A 16,690-nucleotide genomic window follows, 5' to 3' on the forward strand; every position below is an offset into this window, starting at 1 on the left:
GGGTCGTTAGCTCAGTTGGTAGAGCAGTTGACTTTTAATCAATTGGTCGCAGGTTCGAATCCTGCACGACCCACCAATGTAAAAAAGCGCCCTAAAGGCGCTTTTTTGCTATTCAAGCATCCCAAAATTCCAATTCTTAACCCTGATGACATACTCTGCGCTTGCTGCGTAAGCAACTCTACGTCGGTGGAAATAAGATACATAGCATCGCATCCGGCATCTCATACGTAATTCGAGTGACTTTTCTCCACCATTCGGCTATCTTGTTTAGCATATAAAACAAATAAAACCGATAATGGCGAATATCACGCTTTGTGTCGGTTTAAATGTTAAGCATATAAAACGAGATGGCAAGATGAGCGTGATGTTTGATCCTGAAGCGGCGATTTATCCTTTCCCCCCGAAGCCGACACCGTTAAGCATTGATGAAAAAGCGTATTACCGGGAGAAAATAAAACGTCTGCTAAAAGAACGTAATGCGGTGATGGTCGCCCACTACTATACCGATCCTGAAATTCAACAGCTGGCGGAAGAAACTGGCGGCTGTATTTCTGATTCTTTAGAAATGGCGCGCTTTGGTGCCAAACATCCCGCTTCAACGCTACTCGTAGCCGGGGTGAGATTTATGGGAGAAACCGCCAAAATTCTCAGCCCGGAAAAGACAATTCTGATGCCGACACTTCAGGCTGAATGTTCACTGGATCTCGGCTGCCCAATTGAAGAATTTAACGCATTTTGTGATGCCCATCCCGATCGTACTGTTGTGGTCTACGCTAACACTTCTGCTGCGGTAAAAGCGCGCGCAGACTGGGTGGTAACTTCAAGTATTGCTGTTGAACTCATTGATCATCTGGATAGTCTGGGTGAAAAACTCATCTGGGCACCAGACAAACATCTGGGTCGTTACGTACAAAAACAGACGGGCGCAGATATTTTATGCTGGCAAGGCGCCTGCATTGTGCATGATGAGTTTAAGACTCAGGCGTTAACCCGCTTACAAAAACAATACCCTGATGCAGCCATACTGGTGCATCCGGAATCACCACAAGCTATTGTCGATATGGCGGATGCGGTCGGCTCCACAAGTCAGTTGATCAATGCTGCGAAAACATTGCCGCATCAGCGCCTTATTGTGGCAACTGACCGGGGAATCTTCTACAAAATGCAGCAGGCGGTGCCAGACAAAGAGTTACTGGAAGCACCAACCGCTGGCGAGGGAGCAACCTGCCGTAGCTGTGCGCATTGCCCGTGGATGGCTATGAATGGCCTCCAGGCCATCGCAGAGGCATTAGAACAGGGAGAAAGCAAACACGAGGTACATGTTGATGAAAGGCTGCGAGAGAGGGCGCTGGTGCCGCTTAATCGTATGCTGGATTTTGCGGCTACACTTCGAGGAAACTGACAATAAAGCGTCATGTTACGCATTGGGGGAAAGATGGATTTTTTTAGCACACAGAACATTCTGGTTCATATACCGATCGGCGCTGGTGGTTACGATCTTTCATGGATCGAAGCGGTAGGGACGATCGCAGGGTTACTGTGTATTGGCCTTGCCAGTATGGAGAAGATCAGCAACTACTTTTTTGGCCTGATCAACGTCACCCTGTTTGGCATTATTTTCTTTCAGATTCAACTGTATGCCAGCTTGTTGCTACAGGTATTTTTCTTTGCCGCCAACATTTACGGTTGGTATGCCTGGTCACGACAAACCAGTCAGCATGAAGCTGAGTTAAAAATTCGCTGGCTGCCATTACCTAAAGCGTTAACCTGGCTGGCGGTTTGCGTTGTTGCTATCGGCCTGATGACGGTATTTATCAATCCGGTATTTGCTTTCCTGACACGTGTTGCAGTCACGATTATGCAGGCGTTGGGTTTACAGGTTGCGATGCCGGAACTACAACCGGACGCCTTCCCGTTCTGGGATTCCTGCATGATGGTACTATCCATCGTGGCAATGATTCTGATGACGCGCAAATATGTCGAAAACTGGTTATTGTGGGTCATCATTAACGTGATAAGCGTAGTGATTTTCGCCTTGCAGGGCGTCTATGCCATGTCGCTGGAGTATCTGATCCTGACGTTTATTGCTCTTAACGGCAGCCGGATGTGGATCAACAGCGCACGCGAAAGAGGCTCACGCGCGCTGTCTCATTAATGGTGATGATGTGAATGGCCAGACACGCCTTCATTAAGGTGGCAGTCTGGTCCATGACAAGGTTGATATTCCATCTGAATGGTGGCGTGCTCAATCTGATAGTGATCCATCAGATAATGTTGGATCGTATCCAACAACGCGTCATGATCGTGTGGCGGGATCACCTGCACATGCAGCGTCATTACTGGCTTTTCACCCACCATCCACACGTGTACATGGTGCACATTGCGGACTTCCGGGATTTCCCGGCACATACGACGCTTCAGCTCAGCGATATCCAGCGACACCGGCGCCCCTTCAAGTAATTCATTCACGCTATCTTTCAATAATCGCCACGCGCTGCGCAGAACCAGAAGCGACACCAGTATCGAGAGAATGGGGTCAGCAGGCGTCCAGCCGGTCCAGATAATAATCAACGCGGCAACGATAGCACCAACCGAACCCAGCAGATCTCCCAGTACATGCAGTGCTGCTGCGCGCACGTTAAGGTTTTTCTCTTCACTACCGTGATGAAGTAACCAGAAAGAAAGTATATTAGCCAGCAGCCCAGCTACGGCAATCGTCATCATCATGCCGCCTTCCACCGGACGCGGCGTGCGAAAACGTTCTATCGCCTCCCAAACAATCAAAATAGTAATCACCACCAGGGCAATGGCATTCACAAACGCCGCGAGTGTGGTCAACCTGAGCCAGCCGAAAGTGTGGCGAATGGTGGGCGGACGACGAGAAAATTGTACGGCAAGCAGGGCGAAAAGCAGGGCAGCAGTATCGGTAAGCATATGTCCTGCGTCGGCCAGCAACGCCAGAGAACCTGAGAGAAAACCGCCAATAACCTCAACCAGCATAAACCCGGCAGTCACGCCGAAAGCATACAACAAGCGACGAGCATTATTATCTTCTGGCAGGTGTGAAGATGTGTGTGAGTGCGCCATGACGAGTCATCCCTTAATTAATCTCACTTAACTTTATGACATCATACCGCTTTTAGAGGGGAAAAATTAAAAGGGAGAGACTCTGCTCTCCCGGTATTGGCTTTTTGGCAGAGTTACTGCGTAGTACCGTCTGTTTTGGTATCGACATCATTGTTGATGCCATCGCCAGTTTGTACTTTTTTATTAATGTCCGGGCAGCGACCATCTTTGCACATCGTATTTTTGTGCTCTTCATCTTTGGTCATGCCGTCATTGTTCATTGAAGAACCATCCGGATGCAACATTGTGCCGCCAGAACCGGTATTTACCCCGTTATTGTCGACGTTATTTGGTGCGACATTTTCACGGGCGTCCGGGGCAACCTGACCCGCATCAGCTGCGGCGTTTGCCTGGCCATTATTGGTTTGCGCTCCGCTATCGGCGGCCAGTGCGGCACCACTGGCAAGGCTTAGAGTGGCAGTCAGAAAAAGTGTGGCCAGTTTTGTCATTTTCATAGGATGCTCCTGTTATGGTCGTTATGTCGGATAACCTCTTCCAACAGTGCATTTGCAGGTGAATATCAGGTAATGGTTTAAGATTTCAGCCAGAAGAATAAATCCAGCAGAGAATCTTGAAAAAATTAATAAACAGAGAAGTTACAGTTAGAAATTGTAGGTCAGATCTCGTTATTCGCGACAATCTGGCGTTTTTCTTGCTAATTCCAGGATTAATCCGTTCATAGTGTAAAACCCCGTTTACACATTCTGACGGAAGATATAGATTGGAGGGATTGCATTCACTAAGATAAGTATGGCAACACTGGAACAGACATGAATTATCAGAACGACGATTTACGTATCAAAGAAATCAAAGAGTTACTTCCACCTGTCGCACTGCTGGAAAAATTCCCCGCTACCGAAAATGCCGCGAATACGGTTGCCCATGCCCGAAAAGCGATCCATAAGATCCTGAAAGGTAATGATGATCGCCTGTTAGTGGTGATTGGTCCTTGCTCAATTCATGATCCGGTAGCTGCTAAAGAGTATGCCACTCGCTTGTTGGCGCTGCGGGAAGAGCTGAAAGACGAGCTGGAAATCGTTATGCGCGTCTATTTTGAAAAGCCGCGCACCACGGTGGGCTGGAAAGGGCTGATCAACGATCCGCATATGGATAACAGCTTCCAGATCAACGACGGTTTGCGCATTGCCCGTAAATTGCTGCTTGATATTAACGACAGCGGCCTGCCTGCAGCGGGTGAGTTTCTGGATATGATTACCCCGCAGTATCTCGCTGACCTGATGAGCTGGGGCGCAATTGGCGCACGTACAACCGAATCGCAGGTGCATCGCGAACTGGCATCAGGGCTTTCTTGTCCGGTAGGTTTTAAAAATGGCACCGATGGTACGATTAAAGTGGCTATCGATGCCATTAATGCCGCCGGTGCGCCGCACTGCTTCCTGTCCGTAACGAAATGGGGGCATTCAGCAATTGTGAATACCAGCGGTAACGGTGATTGCCATATCATTCTGCGCGGCGGTAAAGAGCCTAACTACAGTGCGAAACACGTTGCTGAAGTGAAAGAAGGGCTGAACAAGGCGGGTTTACCGGCGCAGGTGATGATCGATTTCAGCCATGCAAATTCGTCCAAACAGTTCAAAAAGCAGATGGAAGTTTGCGCTGACGTTTGCCAGCAAATTGCCTGTGGCGAAAAAGCTATTATCGGCGTGATGGTGGAAAGCCACCTGGCGGAAGGGAACCAGAGTCTGGAAAGCGGTGAGCCGCTGGCCTATGGCAAGAGCATCACCGATGCCTGCATTGGCTGGGAAGATACCGATGCTCTGTTACGTCAACTGGCGAATGCAGTAAAAGCGCGTCGCGGGTAAGGTTTAATTGTCGGATGCACCGCCAGAGTGGCGTATCCGATTAATCACCGTAGGCATGATAAGACGCGCAGCGTCGCATCAGGCAATGTGCTCCATTGTTAGCAACAAAAAAAGCCGACTCACTTGCAGTCGGCTTTCTCATTTTTAAACGAATGACGTTTACTTCGCTTTACCCTGGTTTGCAACAGCAGCTGCTTTTGCCGCGATCTCGTCAGCATTACCCAGATAGTAGCGTTTCAGCGGTTTGAAATTCTCGTCGAACTCATACACCAGCGGCACGCCAGTCGGGATATTCAGCTCAAGAATCTCTTCTTCGCTCATGTTGTCGAGATATTTCACCAGTGCACGCAGGGAGTTCCCATGAGCGGCGATGATCACGCGCTCACCGCTCTTCATACGCGGCAGAATGGTTTCATTCCAGTAAGGGATCACGCGGTCAATGGTCAGCGCCAGACTTTCAGTCAGCGGTAGTTCTTTCTCGCTCAGCTTCGCGTAACGCGGATCGTGACCCGGATAACGCTCATCATCTTTAGTCAGCTCCGGCGGAGTCACCGCAAAACCACGACGCCACTGTTTCACCTGCTCGTCGCCATACTTTTCAGCGGTTTCCGCTTTGTTCAGACCCTGCAACGCACCGTAGTGACGTTCGTTCAGTTTCCAGGATTTCTCAACGGGCAGCCATGCCTGATCCAGTTCGTCCAGCACATTCCACAGGGTATGGATAGCGCGTTTCAGCACAGAGGTGTAAGCAAAGTCAAAGCTGTAACCTTCCTCTTTCAGCAGCTTACCTGCTGCTTTTGCTTCGCTTACGCCTTTCTCAGACAGATCCACGTCGTACCAACCGGTGAAACGGTTTTCTTTGTTCCACTGACTTTCGCCATGACGAACCAGAACTAGCTTAGTTACAGCCATATACTTACTCCTCAAATCATTATTAAATGATAATAATTCTCATTATATTGCCGTGACGAAGCAACAGCAATGCTTACGCATAACCATAGCGAAAATAGTGTCGCAGTGTAAGGTTGTTGTGAATATTGAGTTGCAAATATGTCGGTGTTTGCTGGTGATTTGAGCAACATGAGGATAAAGCCCTCATCACGAGGGCTTAAAATTATTCAGCAATAAACTGATATTCCGTCAGGCTGGAATACTCTTCGCCAGGGCGCAGGAAGCAGTCCGGCTGCGGCCATTCAGGGTGGTTTGGACTGTCTGGCAGAAATTCGCTTTCCAGCGCCAGTCCTTGCCAGTCGGCGTAAGGTTCGGTTCCCCGTGACGGCGTGCCGCCGAGGAAGTTGCCGGAGTAAAATTGCAGAGCCGGAGCGGTGGTGTAGACCTTCAGCTGCAATTTTTCATCTGCTGACCAGACATGCGCTGCCACTTTCTTGCCATCACCTTTGGCCTGCAACAAGAACGCGTGATCGTAACCTTTCACTTTGCGCTGATCGTCGTCGGCAAGGAACTCACTGGCGATGATTTTGGCGCTGCGGAAATCAAAAGACGTCCCGGCGACAGATTTCAGGCCGTCGTGCGGAATGCCGCCTTCATCAACGGGCAGATATTCGTCCGCCAGAATCTGCAGTTTGTGATTGCGCACGTCAGACTGCTCGCCGTCGAGGTTGAAATAGACGTGGTTAGTCATATTCACCGGGCAAGGTTTATCAACTGTGGCGCGATAGGTAATAGAGATACGGTTATCGTCGGTCAGACGATACTGCACCGTCGCGCCGAGATTCCCCGGAAAGCCCTGATCGCCATCATCTGAACTCAGGGCAAACAGCACCTGACGATCGTTCTGGTTCACAATCTGCCAGCGACGTTTGTCGAACCCTTCCGGGCCGCCATGCAACTGGTTAACGCCCTGACTTGGCGAAAGCGTTACGGTTTCACCGTCAAAGGTATAACGGCTATTGGCGATACGGTTGGCATAACGACCAATAGAGGCTCCCAGAAACGCAGCCTGATCCTGGTAGCATTCAGGGCTGGCGCAGCCAAGCAGCGCCTCGCGGACGCTGCCATCGGAAAGCGGAATACGGGCTGAAAGTAAAGTCGCACCCCAGTCCATCAGCGTGACTACCATCCCTGCGTTGTTACGCAAAGTTAACAGTCGGTACGGCTGACCATCGGGTGCCAGTGCGGGAGTTTCGTTCAGCACTGTCCTGCTCCTTGTGATGGTTTACACACGTAAAAAGTCTCTTTAATGCCTGTTTTTGCTTCATATTGTTCAGCGACAGCTTGCTGTACGGCAGGCACCAGCTCTTCCGGGATCAGCGCGACGATACAGCCGCCAAATCCGCCACCGGTCATGCGTACGCCACCTTTGTCGCCAATCACAGCTTTTACGATTTCTACCAGAGTGTCAATTTGCGGCACGGTGATTTCGAAATCATCGCGCATAGAGGCATGAGACTCCGCCATCAGCTCGCCCATACGCTTCAGGTCGCCTTGCTCCAGCGCGCTGGCAGCTTCAACGGTACGGGCGTTTTCGGTCAGGATATGACGCACGCGTTTCGCCACGATCGGATCCAGTTCATGCGCTACGGCGTTGAATTCTTCAATGGTGACATCGCGTAGGGCTGGCCGCTGGAAGAAACGAGCACCGGTTTCGCACTGTTCACGACGGGTGTTGTATTCGCTGCCAACCAGGGTACGTTTGAAGTTACTGTTGATGATGACCACAGCCACACCTTTCGGCATGGAGACTGCTTTGGTGCCCAGTGAGCGGCAATCGATCAGCAAGGCATGATCTTTCTTGCCCAGCGCGGAAATCAGCTGATCCATGATCCCGCAGTTACAGCCAACAAACTGGTTTTCTGCTTCCTGACCGTTAAGCGCGATTTGTGCGCCGTCCAGCGGCAGATGATAAAGCTGCTGCAATACGGTTCCGACCGCCACTTCCAGTGAGGCGGAAGAACTTAACCCGGCACCCTGCGGCACATTGCCGCTAATCACCATGTCCACACCGCCGAAGCTATTGTTACGCAGTTGCAGATGTTTCACCACGCCACGAACGTAGTTCGCCCATTGATAGTTTTCATGCGCGACAATGGGCGCATCGAGGGAAAACTCGTCGAGCTGATTTTCATAATCGGCTGCCATCACGCGAATTTTACGGTCATCGCGTGGCGCACAGCTAATTACAGTTTGATAATCAATCGCGCAGGGCAGAACGAAACCGTCGTTGTAGTCGGTGTGTTCGCCAATAAGATTCACGCGCCCAGGCGCCTGAATGGTATGAGTGGCAGGGTAGCCAAATGCGTTGGCAAACAGAGATTGTGTTTTTTCTTTCAGACTCATTTCTTACACTCCGGATTCGCGAAAATGGATATCGCTGACTGCGCGCAAACGCTCTGCTGCCTGTTCTGCCGTCAGGTCACGCTGGGTCTCTGCCAACATTTCATAACCGACCATAAATTTACGTACAGTGGCAGAGCGCAGCAGAGGTGGATAAAAGTGCGCATGTAACTGCCAGTGTTGATTCTCTTCGCCATTAAACGGCGCGCCGTGCCAGCCCATAGAGTAGGGGAAGGAACACTGGAAGAGGTTGTCATAACGACTGGTCAGCTTTTTCAATGCCAGCGCCAAATCGCTGCGCTGGGCGTCGGTCAAATCGGTGATCCGCAAAACGTGGGCTTTGGGCAGCAGCAGCGTTTCGAACGGCCAGGCAGCCCAGTAAGGCACTACGGCTAACCAGTGTTCGGTTTCGACAACGGTACGGCTACCGTCTGCCAGTTCACGCTGGACATAATCCACCAGCATTGGCGATTTCTGTTCGGCGAAATATTCTTTTTGCAGGCGGTCTTCACGCTCAGCTTCGTTAGGCAGGAAGCTATTTGCCCAAATCTGACCGTGCGGATGCGGGTTAGAGCACCCCATCGCCGCACCTTTGTTTTCAAAAACCTGCACCCACGGGTATGTTTTCCCCAGTTCTGCTGTTTGCTCCTGCCAGGTTTTGACGATTTCCGTCAATGCCGCAACGCTCAGTTCTGGCAACGTTTTACTGTGATCCGGCGAAAAGCAGATCACTCGGCTGGTGCCGCGCGCGCTCTGGCAACGCATCAGCGGATCGTTACTTTCCGGCGCGTCTGGCGTGTCGGACATCAGCGCCGCAAAGTCATTGGTAAAAACGTAAGTCCCGGTGTAATCGGGGTTTTTATCGCCTGTCACCCGCACATTACCTGCGCAAAGGAAGCAATCTGGATCGTGCGCAGGTAACACCTGTTTGGCTGGCGTTTCCTGCGCCCCCTGCCAGGGGCGCTTAGCGCGGTGCGGTGAAACAAGAATCCATTGCCCGGTGAGCGGGTTATAGCGGCGATGTGGATGATCAACGGGATTAAATTGCGTCATGGTCGTTCCTTAATCGGGATATCCCTGTGGATGGCGTGACTGCCAGTGCCAGGTGTCCTGCGCCATTTCGTCAAGAGTGCGCGTTACGCGCCAGTTCAGTTCGCGCTCGGCTTTGCTGGCATCCGCCCAGTAGGCCGGAAGGTCGCCTTCGCGACGCGGTGCAAAATGGTAATTAACCGGTTTGCCGCAGGCTTTGCTGAAGGCATTAACCACGTCCAGCACGCTGCTGCCTACGCCTGCGCCGAGGTTGTAGATGTGTACGCCAGGCTTGTTCGCCAGTTTTTCCATCGCCACGACGTGACCGTCCGCCAGATCCATTACGTGGATGTAATCGCGTACGCCAGTACCGTCTTCGGTCGGATAATCGTTACCAAAAATCGCCAGTGAGTCGCGACGGCCTACAGCAACCTGGGCGATGTATGGCATCAGGTTATTCGGAATGCCTTGCGGATCTTCGCCCATATCGCCCGACGGATGCGCGCCAACCGGGTTGAAGTAGCGCAGCAGGGCAATGCTCCAGTCCGGCTGGGCTTTTTGCAGGTCGGTGAGGATCTGTTCCACCATCAGTTTGCTTTTGCCATAAGGGCTTTGCGGTGTGCCGGTCGGGAAGCTTTCAACGTATGGAATTTTGGGCTGATCGCCATAGACGGTGGCGGAGGAGCTAAAAATAAAGTTTTTGACGTTAGCGGCGCGCATGGCGCTAATCAGGCGCAGAGTACCGTTGACATTGTTGTCGTAATATTCCAGCGGTTTTTGTACCGATTCGCCAACGGCTTTCAGCCCGGCGAAGTGGATCACGGTGTCGATAGCGTGATCGTGCAGGATCTCGGTCATCAACGCTTCGTTACGGATATCGCCTTCAACAAACGTTGGATGTTTGCCGCCTAAACGCTCGATAACAGGCAGTACGCTGCGCTTACTGTTACAGAGGTTATCAAGAATGATGACATCATGACCGTTTTGCAGTAATTGCACGCAGGTATGACTTCCAATGTAACCGCTACCACCGGTAACCAGAACTCTCATAATTCGCTCCATTAGGCTTATGGTATGAAATAACCATAGCATAACAAAGATGCGAAAAGTGTGACATGGAATAAATTAGTGGAATCGTTTACACAAGAATTTAGCCATTTTTTATGTGCGATTAAGTGATTATAAAATAGAGGGTTTATGAATGATTGCGCTTTTTATCTGAAAAAAAGACGCGGTTTCATGCCTGGATGCGTTAAACCGTAGGCCGAATAAGGCTTTCACGCCGCATCCGGCACAGTCACTCAATTTATTTTGGTAAGCGCATAACGATAGAGGTCACCGTCTGGCACGAACTCCAGACGATGGGTAATACAGGCAGGCGCATCTTCAGCGTGGTGCGAAACAAACAACAACTGCGTTTCACCTTCGCTAATCAGCACATCAACAAATCTACGGATAAGCTGGCGATTCAGCGGATCAAGCCCTTGCAATGGTTCATCAAGAATAAGCAACGTCGGATGTTTCACCAGTGCGCGGACGATCAATGCCAGACGCTGTTGCCCCCAGGAAAGGCTATGGAAAGGAGCGTCTGCGGTGCGTTTATCAATGCCGAGAATATCCAGCCACTGCTGCACCAGTTTTTGCTGGCGATCCGAAACGGCCTGATAAATGCCAATCGAATCAAAATAGCCAGAAAGAATCACATTACGCACGGTAGTGCTGACCCGGTAATCCAGATGCAAACTACTGCTGACGTAACCGATATGTTTTTTGATATCCCAGATGGTTTCACCGCTGCCGCGACGCCGACCAAACAGCGTTAAATCGTTGCTGTAACCTTGCGGATGATCGCCCGTGATCAGGTTTAATAACGTCGATTTTCCTGCGCCATTTGGCCCGACAATTTGCCAGTGCTCGCCAGGATTCACCTGCCAGCTAAGGTTGTTAAGAATGGGGCGATCGTTATAAGAAACCACACCATTGTTCAGCACAATGCGCGGTTCGTTGGCGGGTAAGGCGTGACGTGCTGAAGGTTCATCCGGCTCCGGCAGTTGCACACCTTCAAGCTGTTCGCTATGCGCCAGTTGCGCAACGAGTGCTTGCTGGAGCAGTTCCTCTTTAGCGCCAGTTTCCGCTAATGTGCAATCCGCCAGCACTCCGGCAAACTGGATAAATTCCGGGATCTCATCAAAGCGATTGAGCACCAGTACCAGAGTAATACCGGACTGATGTAACGAGGCGAGCAGTTCTGCCAGTTGCTGACGTGAGGCAACATCAAGACCATCGAACGGTTCATCAAGAATCAGTAAATCAGGATCTGACATCAGCGCCTGACAGAGCAGGGTTTTACGCGTCTCGCCAGTGGAAAGGTATTTAAATCGTCGGTCGAGGAGGGCGGTAATACCGAACTGCTGCGCCAGTTGCAAACAACGCTGTGCATCTTTAACTTCATCCTGAATGATCTCAGCCGTGGTACGCCCGGTGTCATCTTCGCCAGGACTAAGCATATCGGTATTATTCCGCTGCCATTCGTCGCTGACGAGCTTTTGCAATTGCTCGAAGGAGAGACGAGTGATGTGGGAAAACTGGCTTTGCCGTTCACCTTTCAAAAGCGGAAGTTCCCCCGCCAGCGCGCGGGCCAGCGCCGACTTCCCGCTGCCATTTGAACCGACAAACGCCCAACTATCACCCGCGTTTAACGTTAGCTGAGACAATTGCAGCGTTTTTGTGTCGCTAAGACGAAACGTGCCTTGCAAAATTTGCAACGATGACATTTTATATCCCATTTTTTGCAGCGATTACTGACAGGGATACTTGTTTCATAACAAATTGTCAACACGCTTAGCACAGCGTGGCGATAATCACGCTGTCGGCATTAAAGTAGGCCGTGACATTCTGCCCTTGCTCAAGAGAAGCCGCTTCATTTACCGGCACCGTGGCGCACAGGGTTTGCCCGTCGGGTAGCGCCATTAATACTTCGCACTGCTCCGCGCCGCGCTCAATATGACTAATAATGCCCGGCAATTGGTTGTCGGCGTTTTGTGCGACCGCCTCGTCCTGAGTAATACCTACCCACGGCGCTTTCAGCAGTATCAATACTTCTTTGCCTTCATCCAGACCCAGACGCGCGCCGCTTTGCGCGGTAATCGCGACTTTTAATCGTGTTTTACCATCAGCCAGTAGGACATCAACATGCTGTTGAACGTCATCGTGATCGCGGGCGGTGATGGTGCCGAACCACTGGTTACGGGCGCTGGTTTGCAGTGAAAAACGTGAGATCGCGGCCAGCAGGCTGTTCAGCGGCAGGGCGTCGTCGTCACTTAATACATCAAAGGCTTTTTGCTGGATCTGCGCCAGGAGGTCATAGAGCTGAATCAGCCGCTGGCCATAGCGGGTCAGTACCGCGCCACCTCCACCTTTACCGCCTGTTGCGCGCTCAACCAGAATATGCTCACTTAACTGATTCATCTCGTTAATGGCATCCCAGGCGCTTTTATAGCTGATACCGGCATCTTTCGCTCCCTGGCTAATGGAACCGGAAAGCGCAATGTGTTTTAGTAGCGAAATGCGGCGCGGGTCGGCGAATAATTTTTGTTGGAGCTTAAGGGTGAGAAGGATTTCGGCCTGCATAACAATGTCCTGGCAAAAGTCTTATTGTGACGGAAAACGAACGCCACGCAAAGCTGACCGCACAAAAGGGGAGTGCTTTTCTGTGCTTAGCGGTTAGAATAGTGACAGGACTATATCTGGAGTTGACCATGTTAGAGTTATTAAAAAGTCTGGTATTCGCCGTAATCATGGTACCTGTCGTGATGGCCATCATCCTGGGTCTGATTTACGGTCTTGGTGAAGTATTCAACATCTTTTCTGGTGTTGGTAAAAAAGACCAGCCCGGACAAAATCATTGATTCCCTGAATGCCCGCTTAGTCGGGCATTTTCTTTTTTCTCAACTTCCTGCTTTTCCTGCCGATATTTTTTCTAGCTACCTCTCAAAGGTTAACAATAACTGCTGGGAAAATTCTGAATCAGTCGTTATATTGTTGCCTACATAACGTTACATGAAGGGGTTACCAATGGCTCGTAAATGGTTGAACTTGTTTGCCGGAGCGGCGCTCTCTTTAACTCTTGCAGGCAATGCGCTGGCAGACGAAGGGAAGATTACAGTTTTTGCGGCAGCATCACTGACCAACGCAATGCAGGACATCGCTACGCAGTATAAAAAAGAGAAAGGCGTGGACGTCGTTTCTTCTTTTGCCTCGTCTTCTACCCTGGCCCGTCAGATTGAAGCGGGCGCGCCTGCGGATCTGTTTATTTCTGCCGATCAGAAATGGATGGATTATGCGGTTGATAAAAAAGCGATCGACACTGCCACGCGTCAGACATTGCTCGGCAATAGCCTGGTCGTTGTAGCACCGAAAACCAGTGCACAGAAAGATTTCACCATCGACAGCAAAACCAACTGGACTTCGCTGCTGAATGGCGGTCGCCTGGCGGTTGGCGATCCGGAACATGTCCCCGCTGGTATTTATGCGAAAGAAGCACTGCAAAAACTGGGCGCATGGGATACGCTCTCCCCGAAACTGGCTCCGGCGGAAGATGTTCGTGGGGCGCTGGCGCTGGTTGAACGCAATGAAGCACCGCTGGGCATTGTTTACGGTTCTGACGCGGTTGCCAGCAAAGGGGTTAAAGTAGTAGCCACTTTCCCGGAAGATTCGCATAAAAAAGTGGAATATCCGGTTGCCGTCGTGGAAGGGCATAACAATGCGACAGTGAAAGCATTTTACGATTATCTGAAGGGACCGCAGGCTGCGGAAATCTTTAAACGTTACGGATTTACAACTAAGTAATGATACTGACCGATCCAGAATGGCAGGCGGTTTTACTAAGCCTGAAAGTTTCTTCCCTGGCTGTGCTGTTTAGCCTGCCGTTTGGGATCTTTTTTGCCTGGTTACTGGTGCGTTGCACGTTTCCGGGCAAAGCTCTGCTCGACAGCGTGCTGCATCTACCGCTGGTGTTACCGCCAGTAGTCGTCGGCTACTTGCTGTTAGTTTCTATGGGACGGCGCGGATTTATCGGTGAACGCCTGTATGACTGGTTTGGCATTACCTTCGCCTTTAGCTGGCGCGGTGCGGTTCTCGCTGCCGCCGTCATGTCTTTTCCGCTGATGGTGCGGGCAATTCGTCTGGCGCTGGAAGGCGTTGATGTCAAACTGGAACAGGCCGCAAGAACACTCGGGGCTGGGCGCTGGCGCGTTTTCTTTACCATCACGTTACCGCTGACCTTGCCGGGAATTATTGTCGGTACGGTGCTGGCTTTCGCTCGTTCGCTCGGTGAATTTGGTGCAACCATCACCTTTGTGTCGAACATTCCTGGTGAAACGCGAACCATTCCTTCAGCCATGTATACCTTGATCCAGACTCCTGGCGGGGAAAGCGGTGCGGCGAGACTTTGCATCATCTCTATTGCGCTGGCGATGATTTCCTTGCTGATTTCAGAATGGCTGGCAAGAATCAGCCGTGAGCGGGCGGGGCGCTAATCATGCTGGAACTGAATTTTTCCCAGACGTTGGGCAACCATTGCCTGACCATTAATGAAACGCTGCCCGCCAACGGCATCACTGCAATCTTTGGCGTCTCCGGTGCCGGAAAAACCTCGCTGATTAACGCCATCAGTGGACTGACTCGTCCGCAAAAAGGGCGGATTGTCCTCAATGGTCGGGTACTAAATGACGCCGAAAAAGGTATCTGTCTGACGCCAGAAAAGCGTCGCGTTGGCTATGTGTTTCAGGATGCGCGGCTGTTTCCGCATTACAAAGTGCGTGGCAATCTGCGCTACGGCATGGCGAAAAGCATGGTCGATCAGTTCGACAAGCTGGTGGCGCTTTTAGGCATTGAACCGTTACTTGAACGTTTACCGGGCAGCCTGTCCGGTGGCGAAAAACAGCGTGTGGCGATTGGTCGGGCATTGCTGACGGCGCCGGAATTGCTGTTGCTGGATGAACCACTGGCATCACTGGATATTCCGCGTAAACGCGAACTGTTGCCTTATCTGCAACGTCTGACGCGGGAAATTAACGTTCCTATGTTGTATGTCAGCCATTCTCTGGATGAGATCCTCCATCTGGCAGACAGAGTGATGGTGCTGGAAAACGGTCAGGTGAAAGCCTTTGGCGCGCTGGAAGAAGTCTGGGGTAGTAGCGTGATGAATCCGTGGCTGCCGAAAGAGCAACAAAGTAGCATTCTGAAAGTGTCGATACTGGAGCATCATCCGCATTACGCAATGACCGCGCTGGCGCTGGGCGATCAGCATTTGTGGGTCAATAAGCTGGACGAGCCGTTACAAGCTGCGCTACGTATTCGCATTCAGGCTTCCGATGTCTCGCTGGTTTTACAGCCTCCGCAGCAAACCAGCATTCGTAACGTGTTGCGCGCAAAAGTTGTTAATAGCTATGACGACAACGGTCAGGTGGAAGTCGAACTGGAAGTCGGTGGTAAAACGCTGTGGGCGCGTATTAGCCCGTGGGCCAGGGATGAACTGGCAATCAGACCTGGCCTGTGGCTGTACGCGCAAATTAAAAGTGTGTCGATAACCGCCTGATTAAATCAGGTGACTATAAATGAACTGGGCAATGCTGTCGGTGGTGTTATCCCCAATCACAATGTTGGCGCGCGCTTTTACTGCGTCATCGGCGTTGCCCATCGCTACACCCGTTCCGGCGGCTTCCAGCATACTGATATCATTAAAGTTATCGCCAAACGCAATCACATCTTCCATCGACCAGCCTTGTGCCTCAATCCATTTCGTCAGGCGTCTACCTTTGCTGTTGCCGCCGCGTGCAATATCAACTTGATCGTGCCAGGACCATTCGCACTCCAGTCCTAATTCATGTTCAACATGCTTACCAAAATGCTGCAATCGCGGCAGGTCATCGTGCGTCAGGGCGAACTTCCACACCGCCTTAACTTCTTGTGCCGTCTCGGCCAGCGAGGCAACCTGGGTAAAGGTCGGACGCTGTTCTGGCGGCAGGGTTTGCGCCCAGTTAGAAGTACGAATAACATGCCCGGTCGGGTGTTCATACACCATTGCATCATCGACATACATCAGGCCGTGAATGTGGTGTTCATTCAGCATCTCAATGAGTTGCAGGGCTTTATTAACAGGCATTGGATCGGCTTCAAGCACGGTTTTTGCATGATAATCATACAAATAGGTGCCGTTACAGCAAATAGCAGGTGTATCCAGCGCCAGCGCCTGATAAAAAGGATGAATAGCGACGTGATGGCGACCTGTGACGATGATTAATTGATAGCCTGCTTCGCGAGCGCGAGCCAGTGCTTCTATAGATGAGGGAAGCAGGGTCTTTTTCGGGGTCAATAAGGTGCCGTCTAAGTCGAGAGCAATCACGCGTGTGGTCATG

17 protein-coding genes and 1 tRNA gene are annotated in these 16,690 nt (G+C 51.1%); 8 read left to right on the forward strand and 10 right to left on the reverse strand.

Features of this window, described 5'->3' with window-relative positions:
• The 3 genes from WES_RS14275 (at window position 1) to pnuC (ending at window position 2,155) form a co-directional block, all read left to right on the forward strand.
• Window positions 1-76, forward strand: a tRNA-Lys gene (locus WES_RS14275).
• A 279-nt stretch (window positions 77-355) separates the two neighbouring features.
• Window positions 356-1,402 (forward strand): quinolinate synthase NadA, encoded by a 1,047-nt coding sequence (nadA, locus tag WES_RS14270; RefSeq protein ID WP_000115322.1) that lies wholly within the window; start codon window positions 356-358, stop codon window positions 1,400-1,402.
• A gap of 33 nt (window positions 1,403-1,435) precedes the next feature.
• Entirely contained in the window at window positions 1,436-2,155 is a 720-nt protein-coding gene (gene pnuC, locus WES_RS14265; protein WP_016159053.1) for a nicotinamide riboside transporter PnuC, read from the forward strand.
• Here pnuC and zitB read toward each other — a convergent pair.
• A complete protein-coding gene (gene zitB, locus WES_RS14260) occupies window positions 2,152-3,087 on the reverse strand; it encodes a CDF family zinc transporter ZitB (protein ID WP_000951315.1) in 936 nt (311 codons plus the stop codon). The two genes, pnuC and zitB, sit on opposite strands and share 4 nt — an antisense overlap.
• A 113-nt stretch (window positions 3,088-3,200) precedes the next feature.
• A complete protein-coding gene (locus WES_RS14255) occupies window positions 3,201-3,581 on the reverse strand; it encodes a YbgS-like family protein (protein ID WP_000784348.1) in 381 nt (126 codons plus the stop codon).
• Between the two features lie 315 nt (window positions 3,582-3,896).
• Here WES_RS14255 and aroG point away from each other — a divergent pair, with 315 nt between their 5' ends.
• Complete coding sequence (aroG, locus tag WES_RS14250) at window positions 3,897-4,949, forward strand: 3-deoxy-7-phosphoheptulonate synthase AroG (protein ID WP_016159052.1); 1,053 nt, start codon at window positions 3,897-3,899, stop codon at window positions 4,947-4,949.
• Between the two features lie 159 nt (window positions 4,950-5,108).
• Here the strand turns inward: aroG and gpmA are convergent, their stop codons facing one another.
• From gpmA to modE, 7 genes are all read right to left on the reverse strand, one after another.
• The gene (gene gpmA / locus WES_RS14245) at window positions 5,109-5,861 is read right to left on the reverse strand and encodes a 2,3-diphosphoglycerate-dependent phosphoglycerate mutase (protein WP_001295305.1); all 753 of its coding nucleotides are present in this window, start codon (window positions 5,859-5,861) and stop codon (window positions 5,109-5,111) included.
• 202 nt (window positions 5,862-6,063) lie between these two features.
• Window positions 6,064-7,104, reverse strand: a complete 1,041-nt coding sequence (galM, locus tag WES_RS14240; protein ID WP_000931389.1) for a galactose-1-epimerase — start codon at window positions 7,102-7,104, stop codon at window positions 6,064-6,066.
• Window positions 7,098-8,246, reverse strand: a complete 1,149-nt coding sequence (galK, locus tag WES_RS14235; protein WP_016159051.1) for a galactokinase — start codon at window positions 8,244-8,246, stop codon at window positions 7,098-7,100. Before galK ends, galM begins: the two co-directional genes overlap by 7 nt.
• 3 nt (window positions 8,247-8,249) lie before the next feature.
• On the reverse strand, window positions 8,250-9,296 hold the full coding sequence (gene galT / locus WES_RS14230) for a galactose-1-phosphate uridylyltransferase (protein ID WP_000191508.1): 1,047 nt from the start codon (window positions 9,294-9,296) through the stop codon (window positions 8,250-8,252).
• Window positions 9,297-9,305: 9 nt separating this feature from the next.
• Window positions 9,306-10,322 (reverse strand): UDP-glucose 4-epimerase GalE, encoded by a 1,017-nt coding sequence (gene galE / locus WES_RS14225; RefSeq protein WP_001265444.1) that lies wholly within the window; start codon window positions 10,320-10,322, stop codon window positions 9,306-9,308.
• Between the two features lie 251 nt (window positions 10,323-10,573).
• A complete protein-coding gene (gene modF / locus WES_RS14220) occupies window positions 10,574-12,046 on the reverse strand; it encodes a molybdate ABC transporter ATP-binding protein ModF (protein WP_016159050.1) in 1,473 nt (490 codons plus the stop codon).
• A 67-nt stretch (window positions 12,047-12,113) separates the two neighbouring features.
• On the reverse strand, window positions 12,114-12,902 hold the full coding sequence (modE, locus tag WES_RS14215; protein WP_016159049.1) for a molybdenum-dependent transcriptional regulator: 789 nt from the start codon (window positions 12,900-12,902) through the stop codon (window positions 12,114-12,116).
• 128 nt (window positions 12,903-13,030) lie between these two features.
• On the opposite strand from modE, the gene acrZ reads away from it, so the two are divergent.
• The 4 genes from acrZ to modC all read left to right on the forward strand — a co-directional run bounded on the left by acrZ (window position 13,031) and on the right by modC (window position 15,870).
• A complete protein-coding gene (gene acrZ, locus WES_RS14210; RefSeq protein ID WP_000891515.1) occupies window positions 13,031-13,180 on the forward strand; it encodes a multidrug efflux pump accessory protein AcrZ in 150 nt (49 codons plus the stop codon).
• Between the two features lie 166 nt (window positions 13,181-13,346).
• On the forward strand, window positions 13,347-14,120 hold the full coding sequence (modA, locus tag WES_RS14205; protein WP_000113011.1) for a molybdate ABC transporter substrate-binding protein: 774 nt from the start codon (window positions 13,347-13,349) through the stop codon (window positions 14,118-14,120).
• Window positions 14,120-14,809: a molybdate ABC transporter permease subunit gene (gene modB / locus WES_RS14200; protein WP_000604034.1), complete on the forward strand. Its 690-nt coding sequence runs from the start codon at window positions 14,120-14,122 to the stop codon at window positions 14,807-14,809. The genes modA and modB overlap by 1 nt, the downstream gene beginning before the upstream one ends.
• 2 nt (window positions 14,810-14,811) lie before the next feature.
• Window positions 14,812-15,870 (forward strand): molybdenum ABC transporter ATP-binding protein ModC, encoded by a 1,059-nt coding sequence (modC, locus tag WES_RS14195; RefSeq protein ID WP_000891689.1) that lies wholly within the window; start codon window positions 14,812-14,814, stop codon window positions 15,868-15,870.
• Here modC and ybhA read toward each other — a convergent pair whose 3' ends face one another.
• The gene (ybhA, locus tag WES_RS14190; RefSeq protein WP_010354383.1) at window positions 15,871-16,689 is read right to left on the reverse strand and encodes a bifunctional pyridoxal phosphate/fructose-1,6-bisphosphate phosphatase; all 819 of its coding nucleotides are present in this window, start codon (window positions 16,687-16,689) and stop codon (window positions 15,871-15,873) included.
• Between the last annotated feature and the right edge of the window lies 1 nt (window position 16,690).

It is taken from the genome of Escherichia sp. KTE31 (assembly GCF_000407925.1).
GTDB lineage: Bacteria > Pseudomonadota > Gammaproteobacteria > Enterobacterales > Enterobacteriaceae > Escherichia > Escherichia ruysiae.

Excerpts from the sequence above, each read along its gene's own strand:
- modE (WP_016159049.1), bottom strand. The coding sequence starts at position 12,902 with ATGCAGGCCGAAATCCTTCTCACCCTTAAGCTCCAACAAAAATTATTC.
- galE (WP_001265444.1), bottom strand. The coding sequence starts at position 10,322 with ATGAGAGTTCTGGTTACCGGTGGTAGCGGTTACATTGGAAGTCATACC.
- modA (WP_000113011.1), top strand. The coding sequence starts at position 13,347 with ATGGCTCGTAAATGGTTGAACTTGTTTGCCGGAGCGGCGCTCTCTTTA.
- galT (WP_000191508.1), bottom strand. The coding sequence starts at position 9,296 with ATGACGCAATTTAATCCCGTTGATCATCCACATCGCCGCTATAACCCG.
- nadA (WP_000115322.1), top strand. The coding sequence starts at position 356 with ATGAGCGTGATGTTTGATCCTGAAGCGGCGATTTATCCTTTCCCCCCG.
- pnuC (WP_016159053.1), top strand. The coding sequence starts at position 1,436 with ATGGATTTTTTTAGCACACAGAACATTCTGGTTCATATACCGATCGGC.
- modF (WP_016159050.1), bottom strand. The coding sequence starts at position 12,046 with ATGTCATCGTTGCAAATTTTGCAAGGCACGTTTCGTCTTAGCGACACA.
- modC (WP_000891689.1), top strand. The coding sequence starts at position 14,812 with ATGCTGGAACTGAATTTTTCCCAGACGTTGGGCAACCATTGCCTGACC.
- modB (WP_000604034.1), top strand. The coding sequence starts at position 14,120 with ATGATACTGACCGATCCAGAATGGCAGGCGGTTTTACTAAGCCTGAAA.
- galK (WP_016159051.1), bottom strand. The coding sequence starts at position 8,246 with ATGAGTCTGAAAGAAAAAACACAATCTCTGTTTGCCAACGCATTTGGC.
- WES_RS14255 (WP_000784348.1), bottom strand. The coding sequence starts at position 3,581 with ATGAAAATGACAAAACTGGCCACACTTTTTCTGACTGCCACTCTAAGC.
- zitB (WP_000951315.1), bottom strand. The coding sequence starts at position 3,087 with ATGGCGCACTCACACACATCTTCACACCTGCCAGAAGATAATAATGCT.
- gpmA (WP_001295305.1), bottom strand. The coding sequence starts at position 5,861 with ATGGCTGTAACTAAGCTAGTTCTGGTTCGTCATGGCGAAAGTCAGTGG.
- aroG (WP_016159052.1), top strand. The coding sequence starts at position 3,897 with ATGAATTATCAGAACGACGATTTACGTATCAAAGAAATCAAAGAGTTA.
- acrZ (WP_000891515.1), top strand. The coding sequence starts at position 13,031 with ATGTTAGAGTTATTAAAAAGTCTGGTATTCGCCGTAATCATGGTACCT.
- ybhA (WP_010354383.1), bottom strand. The coding sequence starts at position 16,689 with ATGACCACACGCGTGATTGCTCTCGACTTAGACGGCACCTTATTGACC.